Genomic DNA, 17112 nt, shown 5'->3' on the forward strand with positions numbered 1-17112 from the left:
ACAGGACTCCTTAATGGAAACTGTGTTCTTCGCCCGGATAGACGCCGGACTCGACTTCGGCAACATATTGCCTGACCGCTGCGCGCATGTCGCCTGCATCATTGAGGAAATTTTTAGCAAATTTAGGAATATGGCCGCCAGTGATGCCAAACGCGTCATGCATAACCAGAATCTGGCCGTCGGTAACATTGCCTGCGCCAATTCCGATCACCGGGATGGTTAATGCGGCGGTAATACGCTGCGCCAGTTCCACCGGCACGCACTCCAGCACCAGCAGTTGCGCTCCGGCGGCTTCCAGTGCCAGCGCATCGTCAAGCAGCCCCTGAGCCGCATCGCCGCGCCCCTGAACTTTGTAACCGCCGAAAATATTGACCGATTGCGGTGTCAGGCCGAGATGACCGCACACTGGCACCGCGCGTTCGGTGAGCATTTTTACCGTCGGCGCCAGCCAGCGGCCACCTTCGATTTTCACCATATTGGCGCCCGCGCGCATCACGATGGCGGAATTCTCAAAGGCCTGTTCCGGTGTGGCATACGCCATAAACGGCAGATCGGCGAGCAGCAGGCATGATGGAGCACCGCGGCGCACCGCCTGTGTGTGATAAGCGATATCTGCCACGGTAACGGGCAGGGTGGAATCATGACCTTGTACCGTCATCCCTAACGAGTCGCCAACCAGCATCACGTTAATCCCTTCTTCGGCAAACAGTTTGGCGAAGCTGTAGTCGTAAGCGGTGATTGTCGCGAAGCGTTTCTTATCCTGTTTACACTTATGCAGCCAGGAGATGGTGGTAGGTTTCATAGTGTTTCCTGATAGTTCAAAGCGTGTTCTGGCGCATTCTATCAGTAACATTCAGGCGGGCAATGATTTTAGGCCGTCGCAAAGAGGCGGCAGAGGGAATTACCAGGCGTCGGGTTTTGGCGCGTTGATCTGTTCCAGCGTGGCGCGCAGCGAAGCGCCATCCGGGAAGTGCAGATCGGGGGCGATTTCAAACAGCGGCCACAGCATAAAACCACGGTTTTTCATATCGTAATGCGGAACCGTCAGGCGTTGCGTATTCAGCGTTAAGGAACCGAACAGCATGATATCGAGATCGAGTGTGCGTGGCCCCCAGCGCTCCGCTTTACGTACGCGGCCCTGCTGTAACTCAATCCGTTGGGTGTGATCGAGCAGCGCTTCAGGCGCAAGCGTTGTTTCCAGCGCCACGGCAGCGTTGAGATAATCCGGCTGATCCGGCGGCCCGAGCGGGGGAGTGCGATAGAGCGAAGAGACCGCCACAATGCGGCTTTGTGGGATTTCGCCGAGGGCGGCGATCGCCGCGTTGACCTGATCAAGCGGCGATGCGAGATTGCTGCCCAGCGCGATGTAAGCGAGAGTCACGCACTGCCCTCACGGCGCGGCGTACGTTTGCGCGGGCGGCGATGACGGCGGCGTTCGGCTGGCTCTTCGCCTAAATCATCCAGCATATCTTTTTGTGTGGGCGGCGCAGAAACCTGGAATTCACCCCACCATTTCGCCAGACGTTGCAGCTCGCCGTTGTTTTCCGCTTCGGCGCGCAGCACCAGCAGATCGTAAGCGGCGCGGAATTTCGGATGCTCCATCAGCTTCCAGGCGCGTTTACCCTGGCGGCGGGACATCCGCAGCTGTAGCTGCCAGATATCACGGATAAGCGTCGTAATGCGTTTTGGAATGGCCAGCGAACGACAGGCTTCATCCAGCACGTCATTCATCGCCAGCGCGAACGCATCGTAATAGGCAAGACCGCCTTCCTGCGCAATGCGCTGGGCATCCTCCAGCAGTGGATACCAGAACATAGCGGCAAACAGGAACGCCGGGTTGACGCGCATATCATTGTGGATACGGTTGTCGGTATTCTTCAGCACCTGCTCAATAATGCGCTCCATCGGGCTGTCACCTTTTTCGGTGAAGTAGCGGGTGATGGTCGGGAACAGGGGCTGGAACAGGCCATATTCGCGCAGCAAGCGGCAGGTGTCGTAACCATAGCCAGCCTGCAGCAGCTTGAGGGATTCCTCAAACAGACGCGCGGGCGGAACGTCGTTAATTAATGTGGCCAGACGCGGGATAGGCTCGGCTGTCTCTTCACTGATGCGCATCCCCAGCTTGGCGGCGAAGCGCACCGCGCGCAGCATGCGCACCGGATCTTCACGGTAGCGGGTTTCCGGGTTGCCAATCAGGCGAATCACGCCCTCTTCCAGATCGCGCATGCCCCCGACGTAATCACGCACGGTAAAATCGGCAACGCTGTAATAAAGGCTATTGATGGTGAAGTCGCGACGCTGGGCATCTTCTTCGATAGAACCGAAGATATTGTCACGCAGCAGCATGCCGTTCTGGCCGCGCTGGGAAATAGAACGATCGGTTTGCTGTTCGTCGTGGTGGCCGCGGAAGGTGGCAACTTCAATAATTTCCGGGCCGAACATGACATGTGCGAGGCGGAAACGGCGGCCGACCAGCCGGCAGTTGCGGAACAGTTTGCGTACCTGATCCGGCGTGGCGCTGGTGGTGACGTCAAAATCTTTTGGTTTTTTGCCCAGCAATAAGTCGCGCACGCCGCCGCCTACCAGGTAAGCGTCGTAGCCCGCTTTATTCAGACGATAGAGCACCTTGAGCGCATTTTCACTGATATCTTTGCGGGAAATAGCGTGCTGCTCACGCGGAATAACCGTCATCTGCGGTTGAGCCAACGCCTCGACGGCGATGCTCTCTTCGCGGCTTAGCACCTTGCGGCAAAAATTAGCGACTCGGGTAAAAATAGTACACCTCGGTAGTGTCAAACGTCAGGACAAAAAAATAGCGGCTAATCATAGCTCAGCGCGACGCATTTGAGAATGATGTATTCACATCTGCCCCTCAGACACGCGGGAAAGTGACCAATTTTCGACCGCCTGGTTCAGCAACACTTCGATGCTGAGATCCTGCCACTCATTTGTTACATCCTGGTTCAGAAATTGTAAAGCCCTGATTATTATGGGGCGGGGATCGCCGCCAGGCAAGGCAGGAGCATGGTTTTGCTTGGAGAGCTTATTCCCTTGCTCGTTAAGTGCCAGAGGTAGATGAATATACCCAGGCACAGGCCAGCCAAGCTGCTGATAGAGCGAGATTTGCCGCACTGTCGGTTCAATCAGATCCGCGCCGCGAACGATCTCCGTCACGCCCTGAAAATGATCGTCGACCACGACGGCCAGGTTATAAGCGAACAACCCATCACGACGATGAATAATAAAATCTTCCCGCGCCAGTTTTTCATCGGTCACAATGCGACCGCGTAGCCGATCGTCAAAATGCAGTACCGGATGATGTTGCAACAGACGTAGCGCGGCATTTTCCGGGCCGTTGTGTCGGGTGCGGCAGTAGCCGTCGTAGATGCCGCCGATACTCTGGATACGCGCGCGGGTGCAGGTACAGAAGTAACTTAAACCGTCACGTTGCAAAGTAGCGAGTACTTCACGGTAGGCATCATGTCGTTGCGATTGCCACAGCACTTCACCGTCCCAGTGCAGACCATAGTGTTCCAGCTGACGCAAAATCGTCGCTGCTGCACCGGGAACCTCACGAGGGGGATCAATATCTTCGATACGGACGAGCCAGGCGCCCTGATTGGCGCGGGCCTGCAGGTAGCTGCCAAGCGCAGCAATCAATGAGCCAAAGTGCAGTTCACCGGAAGGAGATGGCGCAAAGCGCCCAATATAGTGAGATTCAGGCATATCGACAGGCAAAGAAATATAGGGCGGGAATCACTCCCGCCGTATAAGGCGCACCACGCCTAAGTGATGCGTCATCAGTGATAACGGGGGATTAACCCGCCATCTGTTTTTCGCGGATTTCCGCCAGCGTTTTACAGTCGATGCACAGATCGGCGGTTGGACGCGCTTCCAGACGACGGATACCAATTTCCACGCCGCAGGATTCACAGAAGCCGAAATCTTCGTCTTCTACTTTTTTCAACGTCTTCTCGATCTTTTTAATCAGCTTGCGCTCGCGATCGCGGTTACGCAGTTCGAGGCTGAACTCTTCTTCCTGGGCGGCACGGTCAACCGGATCCGGGAAGTTAGCAGCTTCGTCCTGCATATGCGTAACGGTGCGATCGACTTCATCCCTGAGTTGATTACGCCATGCTTCAAGAATTCGCTTGAAGTGCGCCAGCTGGGCTTCGTTCATATACTCTTCGCCCGGTTTCTCTTGATACGGCTCCACCCCAGCGATGGCGAGAATACTCAGGGACGATGTTTTACGGTTTTGCCCTTCTTGCATGTTGCTTCTCCTTAACACGCACTATCGATCCCCGTGTGGGGGAAAAATCAGGCCGCTATAAATAACAGATGCTTTTACAGATGGCAAATATCTAAACGTAACACTTGACAACGCTGTGAGGAAAAGCGTATTTGCGCACGCGAACAAATCACTGACCTGTCAACTGCTTGCCCTTTATACCGTAAAAGGTAGCGGCAACCTAAGAGTGATATTATCGGCAGAAAGTTCCGCTTTATAAGCGATTACTTCTACCCCCTGACGTTGTGCGTCACTCAATAATCGTGCGTATTCCTCGTCAATATGGCGTGCAGGAGAAAAATGTTCAACGGCAGAGTGCAGGACGGCAAACAGAATTACCGCGCGATCGCCGCTGGCCGCGACGCTCATTAACTCCCGCAGATGCTTTTGTCCTCGCAGGGTGACGGCATCCGGAAAGTAGCCTGACTGCTGCTCGGCGAGCGTGACCGATTTTACTTCAATATAGCAGTTGCGACGATCCTCTGCCTGTAACAGAAAGTCAATTCTGCTACGCTCCGCACCATATTTTACTTCGCTTTTCAGCGAGCTATATCCCGTCAGTTCCGGCAGGCGATCGGCGAGAATGGCTTCTTTTGTTAATGCATTGGCCTGTTGAGTGTTGACGCAAATAAATGCGCCCTGCTGGGTTTGAGTTAATTCCCAGGTGTGTGCATATTTGCGCTTCAGATTTGTCGAAGTGGAATACCACACCGTATCGCCTGGCGTCGCGCAACCTGTCATCGCTCCGGTATTAGGACAGTGCAATGTCAGGGTTTCTCCTTCCGGGGTAATCACATCCGCCAGGAAACGTTTATAGCGCTGGATCAGCGTGGCGGATTTAAGCGGCGGAATAAATTCCATAGGAAATCCTTATTATTCTGTTTTAAGCGTCCAGCGGTTCAGCGGCGTGTAACGCGTGCGTCCCTGGATAAACTGCGATTCATACAGGGCAAATTCGTTGACCGGGAAAGACCAGCGAAACCCCGGCGGCGGGAGCGTCACTGCGCGGTTGGCGTCACGCAGCAGCGTAATATGCGGATGAAACGGTTGGGGGCTTTGATAACACCCGCTGCGCGAAGCCTGCGCTCGCAGCATATCGGCCAGTTGCAGCAACCCGCGCGGCGGCTGGCGCGAGCCGAGCCATATCACTCTGGAGCGCAGCCACTGGCCAGCGTCATCCAGATGAAGTGTAAAACCCGGCTGGCGAATGCGCCCGGCCAGCCCTTCCAGTGCACGCTGCTTTTCCGCGCTGATCTCGCCGAGGAATGCCAGCGTCAGATGCAGGTTTGCTGCTGCCACCGGGCGTCCGGCTTCGGGAGGAAAGTGCTGCGCGCGCCAGTGAATGACCTGCGTCTGGATGTCGGCAGGCAATTCGAGGGCGAAAAACAGCCTTTTTGATTCGGGCATGGCGTGTTCTCGGTAATGAATTATGGCGATGGTATACTAGCTGGCCTTCTTATGTGAATCCTCTGGAGCTTTTGTGTCCTCACTGCCGGTTGCTGCTGTTCTGCCCGATATCCTTGCTGCGTTACGTTCCTCTTCTCAGGTGTTGTTGAGCGCGCCGACCGGTGCCGGCAAATCCACCTGGCTGCCGTTACAACTGCTGCAACAGGGTGAGATCAACGGGCGGATTTTGCTGCTGGAGCCGCGTCGCCTGGCGGCGCGCAATGTGGCGCAGCGTCTGGCGGAACTGCTGAATGAGAAACCTGGCGAGACCGTGGGTTACCGCATGCGTGCAGAGACCTGCGTAGGGCCGAACACGCGCCTCGAAGTGGTCACTGAAGGAATTTTAACGCGCCTCATCCAGCAGGATCCGGAGCTGAACGGCATTGGGCTGGTGATCCTCGATGAATTCCATGAACGTAGCTTGCAGGCGGATCTGGCGCTGGCGCTGCTGCTGGATCTCCAGCAGGGGCTGCGCGACGATCTTAAATTGTTGGTGATGTCCGCTACGCTGGATAACGAACGTCTGCAAACCCTTTTGCCGCAGGCTCCTGCCATTGTTTCTGCCGGGCGGGCATACCCGGTCGAGCAACGTTATCAGGCGCTGGCAGCGCATCAGCGCTTTGATGAAGCCGTGGCGCAGGTCGTTAGCGGATTACTGCGCGAGGAACGTGGTTCCTTATTACTGTTTTTACCAGGCGTGGGTGAGATCCAGCGCGTGCAGGAGCAACTGGCCGCCCGCGTCGGCAGCGATGTGCTGCTTTGCCCTCTCTATGGCGCATTGCCGCTCAGCGAGCAACGCAAGGCGATTTTGCCTACGCCCGCCGGGCAGCGCAAAGTGGTGCTCGCCACCAATATTGCCGAAACCAGTCTGACCATCGAAGGTATTCGCCTGGTGGTGGATAGCGCGCAGGAGCGCGTGGCGCGTTTTGATCCCCGCAGCGGTTTAACCCGGCTGATGACACAGCGCATCAGCGTGGCGTCGATGACGCAGCGTGCCGGTCGCGCCGGGCGTCTGGAAGCGGGGATTTGCGTACATTTATTAAGTAAAGAGCAGGCTGAACGTGCAGCGGCGCAAAGTAGCCCGGAAATTCTGCACAGCGATTTATCCGGTCTGTTGATGGAATTATTACTCTGGGGATGCCAGGATTCTGCGCAACTTTGCTGGCTGGATCTGCCTCCGGCGACTAATCTGGCGGCGGCGCGCACGCTGCTTACGCAACTGCGGGCGCTGGAAGAGGGTCGTTTAACAGCGTTTGGTCAGCGGATGGCCGCGCTGGGTAATGATCCGCGTCTGGCCGCAATGCTGGCGGCGGCTGAAGGGGATGACGAGATCGCGACGGCGGCGACGCTGGCCGCCATCCTTGAAGAACCACCTCGTGGTGGAAACAGTGATTTAAACGCGGCCTTTTCACGCACGCAGCCAAACTGGCAGCAGCGTGCGCGCCAGCTTGCTCGTAGGCTAAAAAGCAGCGGGGGAGAAGTGGATATCAGCGCGGTGGCGCCGTTGCTTGCCGGTGCGTTTGCCGATCGTATTGCGCGCAGGCGCGGGCAGGAAGGGCGTTATCAACTGGCGAACGGTATGGGGGCGACGCTGGATGCCGACGATGCGCTAAATCGCCATGAGTGGCTGCTTGCGCCGTTGTTATTGCAGGGAAGCCAGTCACCGGATGCGCGCATTTTACTGGCCTTGCCGCTCGATATTGAGGCGCTGATCGCTCGCTGCCCACAACTGTTGCAGCAATCGGATACCGTCGAATGGGACGAGGCGCAAGGCACATTAAAAGCCTTTCGCCGTAGCCGGATCGGCCAGTTAACGGTGAAAGTGCAGCCGCTGGCTAAACCCTCAGAAGAGGAGCTGCATCAGGCGATGCTTAACGGCATCCGCGATAAAGGCTTGCAAGTTTTGAACTGGACACCGGAGGCTGTGCAGTACCGTTTACGTTTACACTGCGCGGCGAAATGGCTGCCGGAAGAGGGCTGGCCCGCCGTGGATGAGGCCTCTTTACTGGAGAATCTGGAGCAATGGTTACTGCCACAAATGGGCGGTATCCGATCGCTGCGCGATTTAAAAGCGCTGGATGTTACGCAGGCATTACAAAACACCCTGCCGTGGTCATTACGTCAACGGCTGGATAGTGAACTGCCGGGGCATTACACTGTGCCGACGGGAAGCCGGATTGCCATCCGTTATCATGAAGATAACCCACCGGCGCTGGCGGTTCGCATGCAGGAGATGTTTGGTGAAGCGGCCACGCCGACGATTGCTCAAGGGCGCGTCGCGCTGGTGCTGGAGCTGCTTTCCCCGGCGCAGCGGCCGCTGCAAATTACGCGGGATTTAAGCGCATTCTGGAACGGCGCTTATCGTGAAGTGCAAAAAGAGATGAAAGGGCGCTATCCGAAACATGTCTGGCCGGACGATCCGGCGAATACCGCGCCGACCCGGCGTACGAAGAAGTATTCGTAAACCCGGCTGAGCAGCGCGGTGCGCTAAAAATTGAGAGATTTCTTCTTCTGCCCGTTGGCAAAAGAACTGAGAATCAGGCCCTTGCGCCTGAATGTTGCGGAGAGTAAAGCATGGCGGGGAATGACCGCGAGCCAATTGGACGTAAGGGGAAACCTGTGCATCCGGTGAAAGAAAAAATCAGTCGTCGCCGACTCCGGGAAGAGGAGTACGACGATTACGACGATGATGATGAGGATGAAGAACCGATGCCGAAAAAAGGTAAAGGCAAAGGCGGGAAGCCACGCGGCAAACGCGGTTGGTTCTGGCTGCTATTGAAAATTTTCATCGTTTTAGCCGTGCTGTGCGCCATTTATGGCGTTTATCTGGATCAAAAAATCCGCGCCCGTATCGATGGCAAAGTCTGGCAGTTGCCGGCTGCGGTTTATGGCCGCATGGTCAACCTTGAGCCGGATATGGCGATCAGCAAAAACGAAATGGTAAAACTGCTGGAAGCCACGCAGTACCGCCAGGTGACGAAGATGACGCGTCCCGGCGAGTTTACCGTGCAGGCGAAAAGCATTGAGATGATCCGCCGTCCATTTGATTTCCCGGACAGCAAAGAGGGGCAGGTGCGCGCGCGTCTAACCTTTGATGGCGATCGTCTGGAAACCATTGAGAACATGGACAGCAATCGCCAGTTCGGTTTCTTCCGTCTCGATCCGCGTCTCATCACTATGCTCTCTTCGCCGAACGGCGAGCAGCGTCTGTTCGTGCCGCGTAACGGTTTCCCGGATCTGCTGGTTGATACGCTGCTGGCAACCGAAGACCGTCATTTCTATGAACATGACGGTATCAGCTTCTACTCCATTGGCCGTGCGGTGCTGGCAAACCTGACCGCCGGACGCACGGTGCAGGGGGCAAGTACGCTGACGCAGCAGTTGGTGAAGAACCTGTTCCTGAGCAGCGAACGGTCGTACTGGCGTAAAGCCAACGAAGCCTATATGGCGCTGATTATGGATGCCCGTTACAGCAAGGATCGTATTCTTGAACTGTATATGAACGAGGTTTACCTCGGTCAGAGCGGCGACAACGAGATCCGCGGTTTCCCGCTGGCGAGCCTCTACTATTTTGGCCGTCCGGTGGAGGAGCTGAGCCTCGATCAGCAGGCGTTGCTGGTGGGAATGGTGAAAGGGGCGTCGGTTTATAACCCGTGGCGCAACCCGAAACTGGCACTGGAGCGCCGTAACCTGGTGTTACGTCTGTTGCAACAGCAAAACGTCATCGATCAGGAACTGTATGACATGCTGAGTGCCCGTCCGCTGGGCGTACAGCCGCGCGGTGGGGTGATTTCACCGCAGCCGGCGTTTATGCAGATGGTGCGTCAGGAGTTGCAGGCGAAACTCGGCGATAAAGTGAAAGATCTCTCCGGCGTGAAGATTTTCACGACCTTTGATTCTGTCGCGCAGGACGCGGCAGAAAAAGCTGCCGTGGAAGGTATTCCGGCGCTGATCAAGCAGCGCAAACTGAGCGATCTTGAAACGGCGATGGTGGTAGTAGACCGCTATACCGGCGAGGTTCGGGCCATGGTTGGCGGCGCGACGCCGCAGTTCGCGGGCTATAACCGCGCCATGCAGGCGCGCCGTTCCATTGGTTCGCTGGCGAAACCGGCGACCTATCTGACGGCGCTGAGCCAGCCAAATGTGTATCGTCTCAATACCTGGATTGCCGATGCGCCGATCTCTTTGCGGTTGTCGAACGGCCAGGTCTGGGCGCCACAGAACGATGATCGCCGTTTCAGCGGTCAGGTTATGCTGGTGGATGCGCTGACACGTTCGATGAACGTGCCGACGGTTAATCTCGGGATGGCGGTTGGTCTGCCTGCGGTAACGGATACCTGGCTGAAACTGGGCGCGCCAAAAGATCAGCTCACCGGCATGCCGTCAATGCTGCTCGGTGCGCTGAACCTGACGCCGATTGAAGTGGCGCAGGCGTTCCAGACTATCGCCAGCGGCGGTAACCGCGCGCAGCTTTCCGCACTGCGTTCAGTGATTGCTGAAGACGGTACGGTGCTGTATCAGAGCTTCCCGCAGGCCGAACGTGCGGTGCCGGCGCAGGCGGCGTACATGACGCTGTGGACCATGCAACAGGTGGTTCAGCGCGGTACGGGCCGTCAGTTGGGCGCGAAATATCCGGGTCTGCATCTGGCCGGGAAAACCGGTACTACTAATAATAACGTCGATACCTGGTTTGCCGGTATCGACGGGCGTGAAGTGACCATCACCTGGGTGGGGCGCGATAATAACCAGCCGACGAAGCTGTATGGTGCAAGCGGCGCGATGGCGATTTATCAGCGTTATCTGGAAAACCAGTCGCCGATCCCGCTGGATCTGACGCCGCCGGAAGACATCACCACAATGGGCGTCGACGACATGGGCAACTTTGTCTGCGGCGGTGGCGGTTCGCGTTCACTGCCGGTCTGGACAACCAGCCCGGAAACGCTGTGCCAGCAGAATCAGGTGCAGCCGCAAACCGGCAACCCGTTTGATCAGTCAACGCAGCCGCAGCCGCAGCAGCAGCAGCCGCAACAACAGCAACCTCAGCAACAGCCACAGCAAGAGCAGAAAAGCGATGGCGTCGCAGGTTGGATCAAAGAGATGTTTGGCAGTAATTAACCCTGAAAACCCCGGTCGCAAAGCCGGGGTTTTTTCTTTTTTTCGCTATCGCAAACATTCAGATAACGACCTCTTAAACACCTTTTAACCCCACGTTTTTTATCTGGTTATTTCTTAATCCCTCAGGCGCTCTCGCGCGGCTTACTGCTTGCTATGCGTACAACGCTTCGCATATTATGCTGCGGTCATAATAATAATTATCGTTTACGTTATCGTTCACTCATTGATTCAGAGATAAACCAATGGCGCGTCCAAAAACTGCTCAGCCAGTCAACACTACGCTGCGTAAAATCGCAGTTGTAGTAGCCACAGCGGTTAGCGGCATGTCTGTTTATGCACAGGCTGCAACAACCCAGAATGAAGAAACCATCACCGTAACCACAGCGCCAGCTGCGCAAGAAAACGCGTGGGGTCCGGCGGCTACCATCGCGGCGAAACATACCGCCACAGCAACCAAAACGGATATGCCGCTGGAGAAAACCCCCCAGTCTATTTCCGTGGTGACCAGCGAAGAGATCGCGCTGCATCAGCCGAAATCCGTAAAAGAAGCCCTCAGCTATACACCGGGCGTTGCGGTGGGGACGCGTGGTGCATCCAACACCTACGACTACCTGATTATTCGTGGTTTCGCCGCGGATGGTCAGAGCCAGAACAACTACCTCGACGGTCTGAAGATGCAGGGCAACTTCTACAATGACGCGGTAATTGATCCTTACATGATTGAGCGCGCCGAAATCCTGCGCGGCCCAACCTCGGTGCTCTACGGAAAAAGCAGCCCCGGCGGCCTGTTGAATATGGTCAGCAAGCGCCCAACCACCACGCCACTGTATGAAATACAGTTCAAGGCAGGCACAGACAACCTGTTCCAGACCGGGTTTGATTTCAGCGATGCGCTGGATGATGACGGCGTATTCTCTTATCGCTTAACCGGTCTTGCGCGTTCGGCGAATGCACAGCAGGAAGACAAAAAAGAGCAGCGCTACACCGTTGCGCCATCCTTTACCTGGCGCCCGGATGACAAAACGAATTTCACGTTCCTCTCTTACTTCCAGAACGAGCCGGAAACCGGCTATTACGGCTGGTTGCCGAAAGAGGGAACGGTTCAACCGCTGCCGAATGGTTCGCGTCTGCCGACTGACTTCAACGAAGGCGCGAAGAACAACACCTATTCCCGTAACCAGAAAATGGTGGGTTATAGCTTCGAACATGCATTCGATGACACCTTCACCGTGCGCCAGAACATGCGTTACGCCGAGAACAAAACGTCGCAAAACAGCGTTTACGGTTATGGAATGTGTTCTGATCCGCTCTATTCAAGCGCTCCGGCGAGCAGCCCATGTGCAGGCATTGCGCAATCTGAGTGGGGCCATTACCTGACGCGTCAGTATGTGATCGATCACGAGAAGTTGCAGAACTTCTCCGTCGATACGCAACTGCAAAGCAAATTTACTACCGGTTCAGTGGATCACATTCTGCTGACCGGCGTCGATTACATGCGTATGCGTAACGACATTAATTCATGGTTTGGCTATGCAGGCTCTGTCGCTCCGTCTGATATCTACGATCTTGATCGCGGTGATTTCGATTTCGGTGCTCGCCCGACGCCTTCTGGCGCTTACCAGATCCTGAACCGCCAGCAACAAACGGGCCTTTACGCACAGGATCAGGCGCAGTGGGATAAGGTGCTGGTTACGCTGGGCGGCCGTTATGACTGGGCTAAACAGAGCGCATTCAACCGCACCACCAATATCACTGCGGAACGTGACGACAAGCAGTTTACCTGGCGTGGCGGTGTTAACTACCTGTTCGACAATGGCGTAACGCCGTACTTTAGCTATAGCGAGTCGTTTGAACCGGCATCGACCACCGGGGCGAGCGGCGCTATTTTCGCACCGTCCAAAGGCAAGCAGTACGAAGCAGGCGTGAAATACAGCCCGAAAGATCGTCCGATTGTCATGACCGGTGCCGTCTATCAGCTCACCAAGAGCAACAACCTGATGGCCGATCCAAACGGTTCTTTCTGGTCTGTTGAAGGCGGTGAAATTCGCGCGCGCGGCGTGGAAATCGAAGCCAAAGCGGCGCTGTCAGCGAATATCAACGTGGTGAGTTCGTATACCTATACCCAGGCTGAATACACCACTGATACCAACTACAAAGGCAACACTCCGGCGCAAGTGCCTAAACATATGGCGTCACTGTGGGGCGACTACACCTTCTACGACGGAGCTTTGTCTGGTCTGACATTAGGCACCGGCGCACGTCTCACCGGTTCAAGCTATGGCGATCCGGCGAACTCCTTTAAGGTGGGCAGCTACACGGTTGTCGATGCGCTGGTGCGTTACGATCTGGCGCGTGTTGGCCTGGCGGGTTCCAACGTCGCGCTTCACGTGAATAACTTGCTCGATCGTGAATACGTTGCCAGTTGCTTCAACACGTACGGCTGCTTCTGGGGCGCAGAACGTCAGGTGGTGGCGACCGCAACCTTCCGCTTCTAATCTCTCTTCGGGCACGGTTCGCCGCGCCCTTTTATAAGATGGCAATCATGCAGGAAAACAGAGCGCTTCCCGATACAACCTTTCAACTGACCGATGTTACTTTTAGCGTGCCGGGACGTACGCTGCTGCAGCCTCTCTCCCTGACATTCCCGGTGGGGAAAGTCACTGGCCTGATTGGCCATAATGGCTCGGGCAAATCCACATTGCTGAAAATGCTCGGCCGTCATCAGCCGCCTTCTGCGGGCGATATTCTGCTCGACGGGCAGCCGCTGGAGAGCTGGAACAGCAAGGCGTTTGCCCGCAAAGTGGCTTATCTGCCGCAGCAGTTGCCGCAGGCGGAAGGGATGACGGTGCGTGAGCTGGTGGCGATTGGCCGCTACCCGTGGCACGGTGCGCTGGGGCGTTTTGGCGTGGCCGACAGAGAAAAAGTGGAAGAAGCGATAGCGCTGGTCGGGCTAAAGCCGCTGGCGCACCGGCTGGTGGATAGTCTCTCCGGCGGCGAGCGTCAGCGGGCGTGGATTGCGATGCTTGTGGCGCAGGACAGCCGCTGCCTGTTGCTGGATGAACCGACCTCGGCGCTGGATATCGCGCATCAGGTTGATGTGCTGGCGCTGGTGCATCGCTTAAGCCAGCAACGCGGGCTGACGGTGATTGCCGTGCTGCACGATATCAATATGGCGGCGCGTTATTGCGACTATCTGGTGGCGCTGCGCGGCGGTGAAATGATCGCCGAAGGCACACCGGACGCGCTGATGCGTGCTGATACGCTTGAACATATTTACGGTATCCCGATGGGGATCCTGCCGCATCCGGCGGGTGCGGCGCCGGTGAGTTTTGTCTACTGATGGCCGATCTACACTCGATTAGCCGTCGTCGCTTACTGACGGCGATGGCGCTTTCTCCGCTGCTGTGGCATCTACGCAGCGCTCGCGCGGCAACCGTTGATCCGTACCGTATTGTGGCGCTGGAATGGCTGCCTGTGGAACTGCTGTTGGCGCTGGGCATTACGCCGTATGGCGTTGCCGATGTACATAATTACAACATCTGGGTTAACGAACCGTCGCTGCCCGCTTCGGTAATTGACGTTGGTTTGCGTACCGAACCGAACCTCGAATTACTCACGCAGATGAAACCCTCGCTGCTGGTCTGGTCGGCGGGTTACGGCCCGGATGAGGCCAAACTGGCGAAGATCGCACCGGGGCGCGGTTTTACTTTCAGCGACGGTAAACAACCGCTGGCGCTGGCCCGACGTTCGCTGAACGAAATGGCGCAAATGCTGAATCGGGAAGCCGCAGCCAAAAAACATCTCGATCAGTTTGATGCGTTAATTGATGGGACAAAACCGCATTTCGCCCGGCGCGGCGATCGTCCGTTATTGATGATTACCCTGCTCGATCCGCGCCATGTGCTGGTGTTTGCCGAGAACTGCCTGTTCCAGGCGGTGCTCGATCAACTGGGTGTGCGCAATGCCTGGCAGGGGGAAACCACCTTCTGGGGCAGCGTGACGGTCGGTATCGACAGGCTGGCAGCGTACAAAGATGTGGATGTGCTCTGTTTCGATCACGGTAATGAGCAGGATATGCGCAAGCTGATGGCGACGCCGCTGTGGCAGGCGATGCCGTTTGTCCGGTCTGGCCGATTCCAGCGCGTTCCGGCAGTCTGGTTCTATGGCGCGACACTGTCGGCGATGCACTTCACCCGCGTGCTGGATAACGCGCTGGGAGGCCGGACATGAGTCAGAGTATTGCACGTTTCCCTGCCTTCTTGCTGGCGTTGCTGTTTGTCGCCGCCGCCTGGCTGACCTGGAGCAACTTAAACGTTGCACTGCCGTGCGTGCAGTGGGGGCAGGCGTTTCGTGCGCCGGATATGAATCTGATCGATCAGATGCTGTTCCATTACAGCCTGTTGCCGCGTCTGGCCGTCTCGCTGCTGGTAGGCGCGGGGCTTGGGCTGGTTGGCGTGTTGTTCCAGCAGGTATTGCGTAACCCGCTGGCCGAACCGACCACGCTGGGCGTGGCGACCGGCGCGCAGTTGGGCATCACGATTACCACGCTGTGGACAATTCCAGGCGTGCTGGCCTCGCAGTTTGCGGCGTTGATCGGCGCAGGCGCCGTTGGCGCGCTGGTATTTGGTGTGGCGTGGGGAAAACGGTTGTCGCCGGTGACGCTGATCCTCGCCGGTCTGGTGGTCAGCCTCTATTGCGGCGCGATCAACCAGTTGCTGGTGCTGTTTCACCACGATCAATTGCAAAGCATGTTTTTGTGGAGCACCGGAACGCTGACGCAAACCGACTGGAGCGTGGTGCAACGTTTGTGGCCGCAGCTAGCTGGCTGCGCCGTGCTGACGTTGCTGTTGCTGCGCCCGCTCACGCTGATGGGGCTGGATGATGGCGTTGCGCGCAATCTGGGGCTTGCACTGTCGATGGCGCGCCTGGCCGCGCTGACGCTGGCGGTTGTCCTGAGTGCGTTGCTGGTGAATGCGGTGGGGATCATCGGATTTATCGGCCTGTTCGCGCCGCTACTGGCAAAAATGCTTGGCGCACGTCGTCTGCTGGCGCGTCTGCTGTTAGCGCCGCTGATTGGCGCGCTGATCCTCTGGCTCTCCGACCAGATCATCTGGTGGTTGACGCGGGTGTGGATGGAAGTCTCCACCGGTTCGATCACCGCGCTGATTGGCGCTCCGTTGCTGCTGTGGCTGTTGCCGCGTCTGCGGAGTATGAATACCCCCGCCATGGATGCCGGGGACAATGTCGCGGCTGAACGTCAGCAGGTGCCGTGGTTTGTGCTGGGCGGGCTGGTAGTGCTGTTGCTGGCGATGTGGGCCGCGCTGGCTTTTGGCCGCGATGCGCAGGGCTGGCACTGGGCCAGCGGCACGCTGTTGCAGGAGTTGCTGCCGTGGCGCTGGCCGCGCATTGTTGCCGCGCTGACCGCCGGGGTGATGCTGGCTGTCGCGGGTTGCATCATTCAACGTCTGACCGGTAACCCGATGGCCAGCCCGGAAGTGCTGGGGATCAGCTCTGGCGCCGCCTTTGGCGTGGTACTGATGTTGTTCTTCGTGCCCGGCAACGCGTTTGGCTGGCTGATGCCCGCCGGGAGCCTTGGCGCGGCGCTGACGCTGCTGATCATTATGATCGCTGCCGGGCGCGGCGGATTCTCGCCGCACCGCATGCTGCTGGCGGGGATGGCGCTCAGTACCGCCTTCACTATGTTGCTGATGATGCTGCAGGCCAGCGGGGATCCGCGTATGGCGGCGATCCTGACGTGGATTTCCGGCAGTACGTATAACGCCTCGGGCGAGCTGGTGCTGCGTAGTGGCGTGATGATGGTGATCCTGCTGGCATTGACACCGTTTTGCCGTCGCTGGCTGATGATTTTACCGCTCGGCGGCGATACGGCGCGTGCGGTTGGCCTGGCGCTGACATCTTCACGCATCGCGCTGTTGTTGCTGGCTGCGGCATTGACAGCTACCGCGACCATGACCATCGGTCCGTTGAGCTTTGTGGGGCTGATGGCGCCGCATATTGCGCGGATGATGGGGTTCCGTCGTACGATGCCGCATATTGTTATTTCGGCGCTGGTCGGGGGAATATTGCTGGTGTTTGCTGACTGGTGCGGGCGGATGCTGATGTTTCCGTTCCAGATCCCGGCGGGATTGCTGTCGACGTTTATCGGCGCGCCGTACTTTATCTATTTGCTGAGAAAGCAGAGCCGCTAATTTTTTCCCTCTCCCCACCGGGGAGAGGGCTGTGCCTTATCCGGCAAAAAA

At 57.2% G+C, this 17112-nt stretch carries 13 protein-coding genes; 6 read left to right on the forward strand and 7 right to left on the reverse strand.

The features are described 5' to 3' along the window. Nucleotides 1-10 precede the first annotated feature (10 nt). The 7 genes from panB to thpR all read right to left on the reverse strand — a co-directional run bounded on the left by panB (nucleotide 11) and on the right by thpR (nucleotide 5698). Nucleotides 11-802: a 3-methyl-2-oxobutanoate hydroxymethyltransferase gene (gene panB / locus DK872_RS17525; RefSeq protein WP_071920222.1), complete on the reverse strand. Its 792-nt coding sequence runs from the start codon at nucleotides 800-802 to the stop codon at nucleotides 11-13. 99 nt (nucleotides 803-901) lie between these two features. Next, the gene (folK, locus tag DK872_RS17530; RefSeq protein ID WP_161518609.1) at nucleotides 902-1381 is read right to left on the reverse strand and encodes a 2-amino-4-hydroxy-6-hydroxymethyldihydropteridine diphosphokinase; all 480 of its coding nucleotides are present in this window, start codon (nucleotides 1379-1381) and stop codon (nucleotides 902-904) included. Further along, on the reverse strand, nucleotides 1378-2775 hold the full coding sequence (gene pcnB, locus DK872_RS17535) for a polynucleotide adenylyltransferase PcnB (RefSeq protein WP_204368018.1): 1398 nt from the start codon (nucleotides 2773-2775) through the stop codon (nucleotides 1378-1380). Before pcnB ends, folK begins: the two co-directional genes overlap by 4 nt. A gap of 84 nt (nucleotides 2776-2859) precedes the next feature. Then, nucleotides 2860-3726, reverse strand: a complete 867-nt coding sequence (gene gluQRS / locus DK872_RS17540) for a tRNA glutamyl-Q(34) synthetase GluQRS (RefSeq protein WP_007373198.1) — start codon at nucleotides 3724-3726, stop codon at nucleotides 2860-2862. 91 nt (nucleotides 3727-3817) lie between these two features. Beyond that, the gene (gene dksA, locus DK872_RS17545; protein WP_007373199.1) at nucleotides 3818-4273 is read right to left on the reverse strand and encodes an RNA polymerase-binding protein DksA; all 456 of its coding nucleotides are present in this window, start codon (nucleotides 4271-4273) and stop codon (nucleotides 3818-3820) included. Between the two features lie 174 nt (nucleotides 4274-4447). Beyond that, nucleotides 4448-5152: a DNA/RNA nuclease SfsA gene (sfsA, locus tag DK872_RS17550; protein WP_007373200.1), complete on the reverse strand. Its 705-nt coding sequence runs from the start codon at nucleotides 5150-5152 to the stop codon at nucleotides 4448-4450. Between the two features lie 12 nt (nucleotides 5153-5164). Then, nucleotides 5165-5698 (reverse strand): RNA 2',3'-cyclic phosphodiesterase, encoded by a 534-nt coding sequence (thpR, locus tag DK872_RS17555; protein WP_007373201.1) that lies wholly within the window; start codon nucleotides 5696-5698, stop codon nucleotides 5165-5167. Between the two features lie 73 nt (nucleotides 5699-5771). On the opposite strand from thpR, the gene hrpB reads away from it, so the two are divergent. The 6 genes from hrpB to fhuB all read left to right on the forward strand — a co-directional run bounded on the left by hrpB (nucleotide 5772) and on the right by fhuB (nucleotide 17061). Further along, nucleotides 5772-8201: an ATP-dependent helicase HrpB gene (gene hrpB / locus DK872_RS17560; protein ID WP_161518611.1), complete on the forward strand. Its 2430-nt coding sequence runs from the start codon at nucleotides 5772-5774 to the stop codon at nucleotides 8199-8201. A 110-nt stretch (nucleotides 8202-8311) separates the two neighbouring features. Further along, nucleotides 8312-10852 carry a bifunctional glycosyl transferase/transpeptidase gene (gene mrcB, locus DK872_RS17565; protein ID WP_161518612.1) on the forward strand — a complete coding sequence of 847 codons (2541 nt, stop codon included), beginning with the start codon at nucleotides 8312-8314 and terminating at the stop codon, nucleotides 10850-10852. 242 nt (nucleotides 10853-11094) lie between these two features. Further along, nucleotides 11095-13347 carry a ferrichrome porin FhuA gene (gene fhuA / locus DK872_RS17570; RefSeq protein ID WP_035943163.1) on the forward strand — a complete coding sequence of 751 codons (2253 nt, stop codon included), beginning with the start codon at nucleotides 11095-11097 and terminating at the stop codon, nucleotides 13345-13347. Nucleotides 13348-13394: 47 nt separating this feature from the next. Further along, entirely contained in the window at nucleotides 13395-14192 is a 798-nt protein-coding gene (gene fhuC / locus DK872_RS17575) for a Fe3+-hydroxamate ABC transporter ATP-binding protein FhuC (protein WP_007373205.1), read from the forward strand. Beyond that, nucleotides 14192-15082, forward strand: coding sequence for a Fe(3+)-hydroxamate ABC transporter substrate-binding protein FhuD (gene fhuD / locus DK872_RS17580; RefSeq protein ID WP_007373206.1), 891 nt, complete (start codon nucleotides 14192-14194; stop codon nucleotides 15080-15082). Before fhuC ends, fhuD begins: the two co-directional genes overlap by 1 nt. After that, nucleotides 15079-17061 carry a Fe(3+)-hydroxamate ABC transporter permease FhuB gene (gene fhuB, locus DK872_RS17585; RefSeq protein WP_007373207.1) on the forward strand — a complete coding sequence of 661 codons (1983 nt, stop codon included), beginning with the start codon at nucleotides 15079-15081 and terminating at the stop codon, nucleotides 17059-17061. The genes fhuD and fhuB overlap by 4 nt, the downstream gene beginning before the upstream one ends. The last annotated feature ends 51 nt before the right edge of the window (nucleotides 17062-17112 follow it).

This window comes from Kosakonia sp. MH5 (assembly GCF_009935945.1).
Taxonomy (GTDB): domain Bacteria; phylum Pseudomonadota; class Gammaproteobacteria; order Enterobacterales; family Enterobacteriaceae; genus Kosakonia; species Kosakonia radicincitans.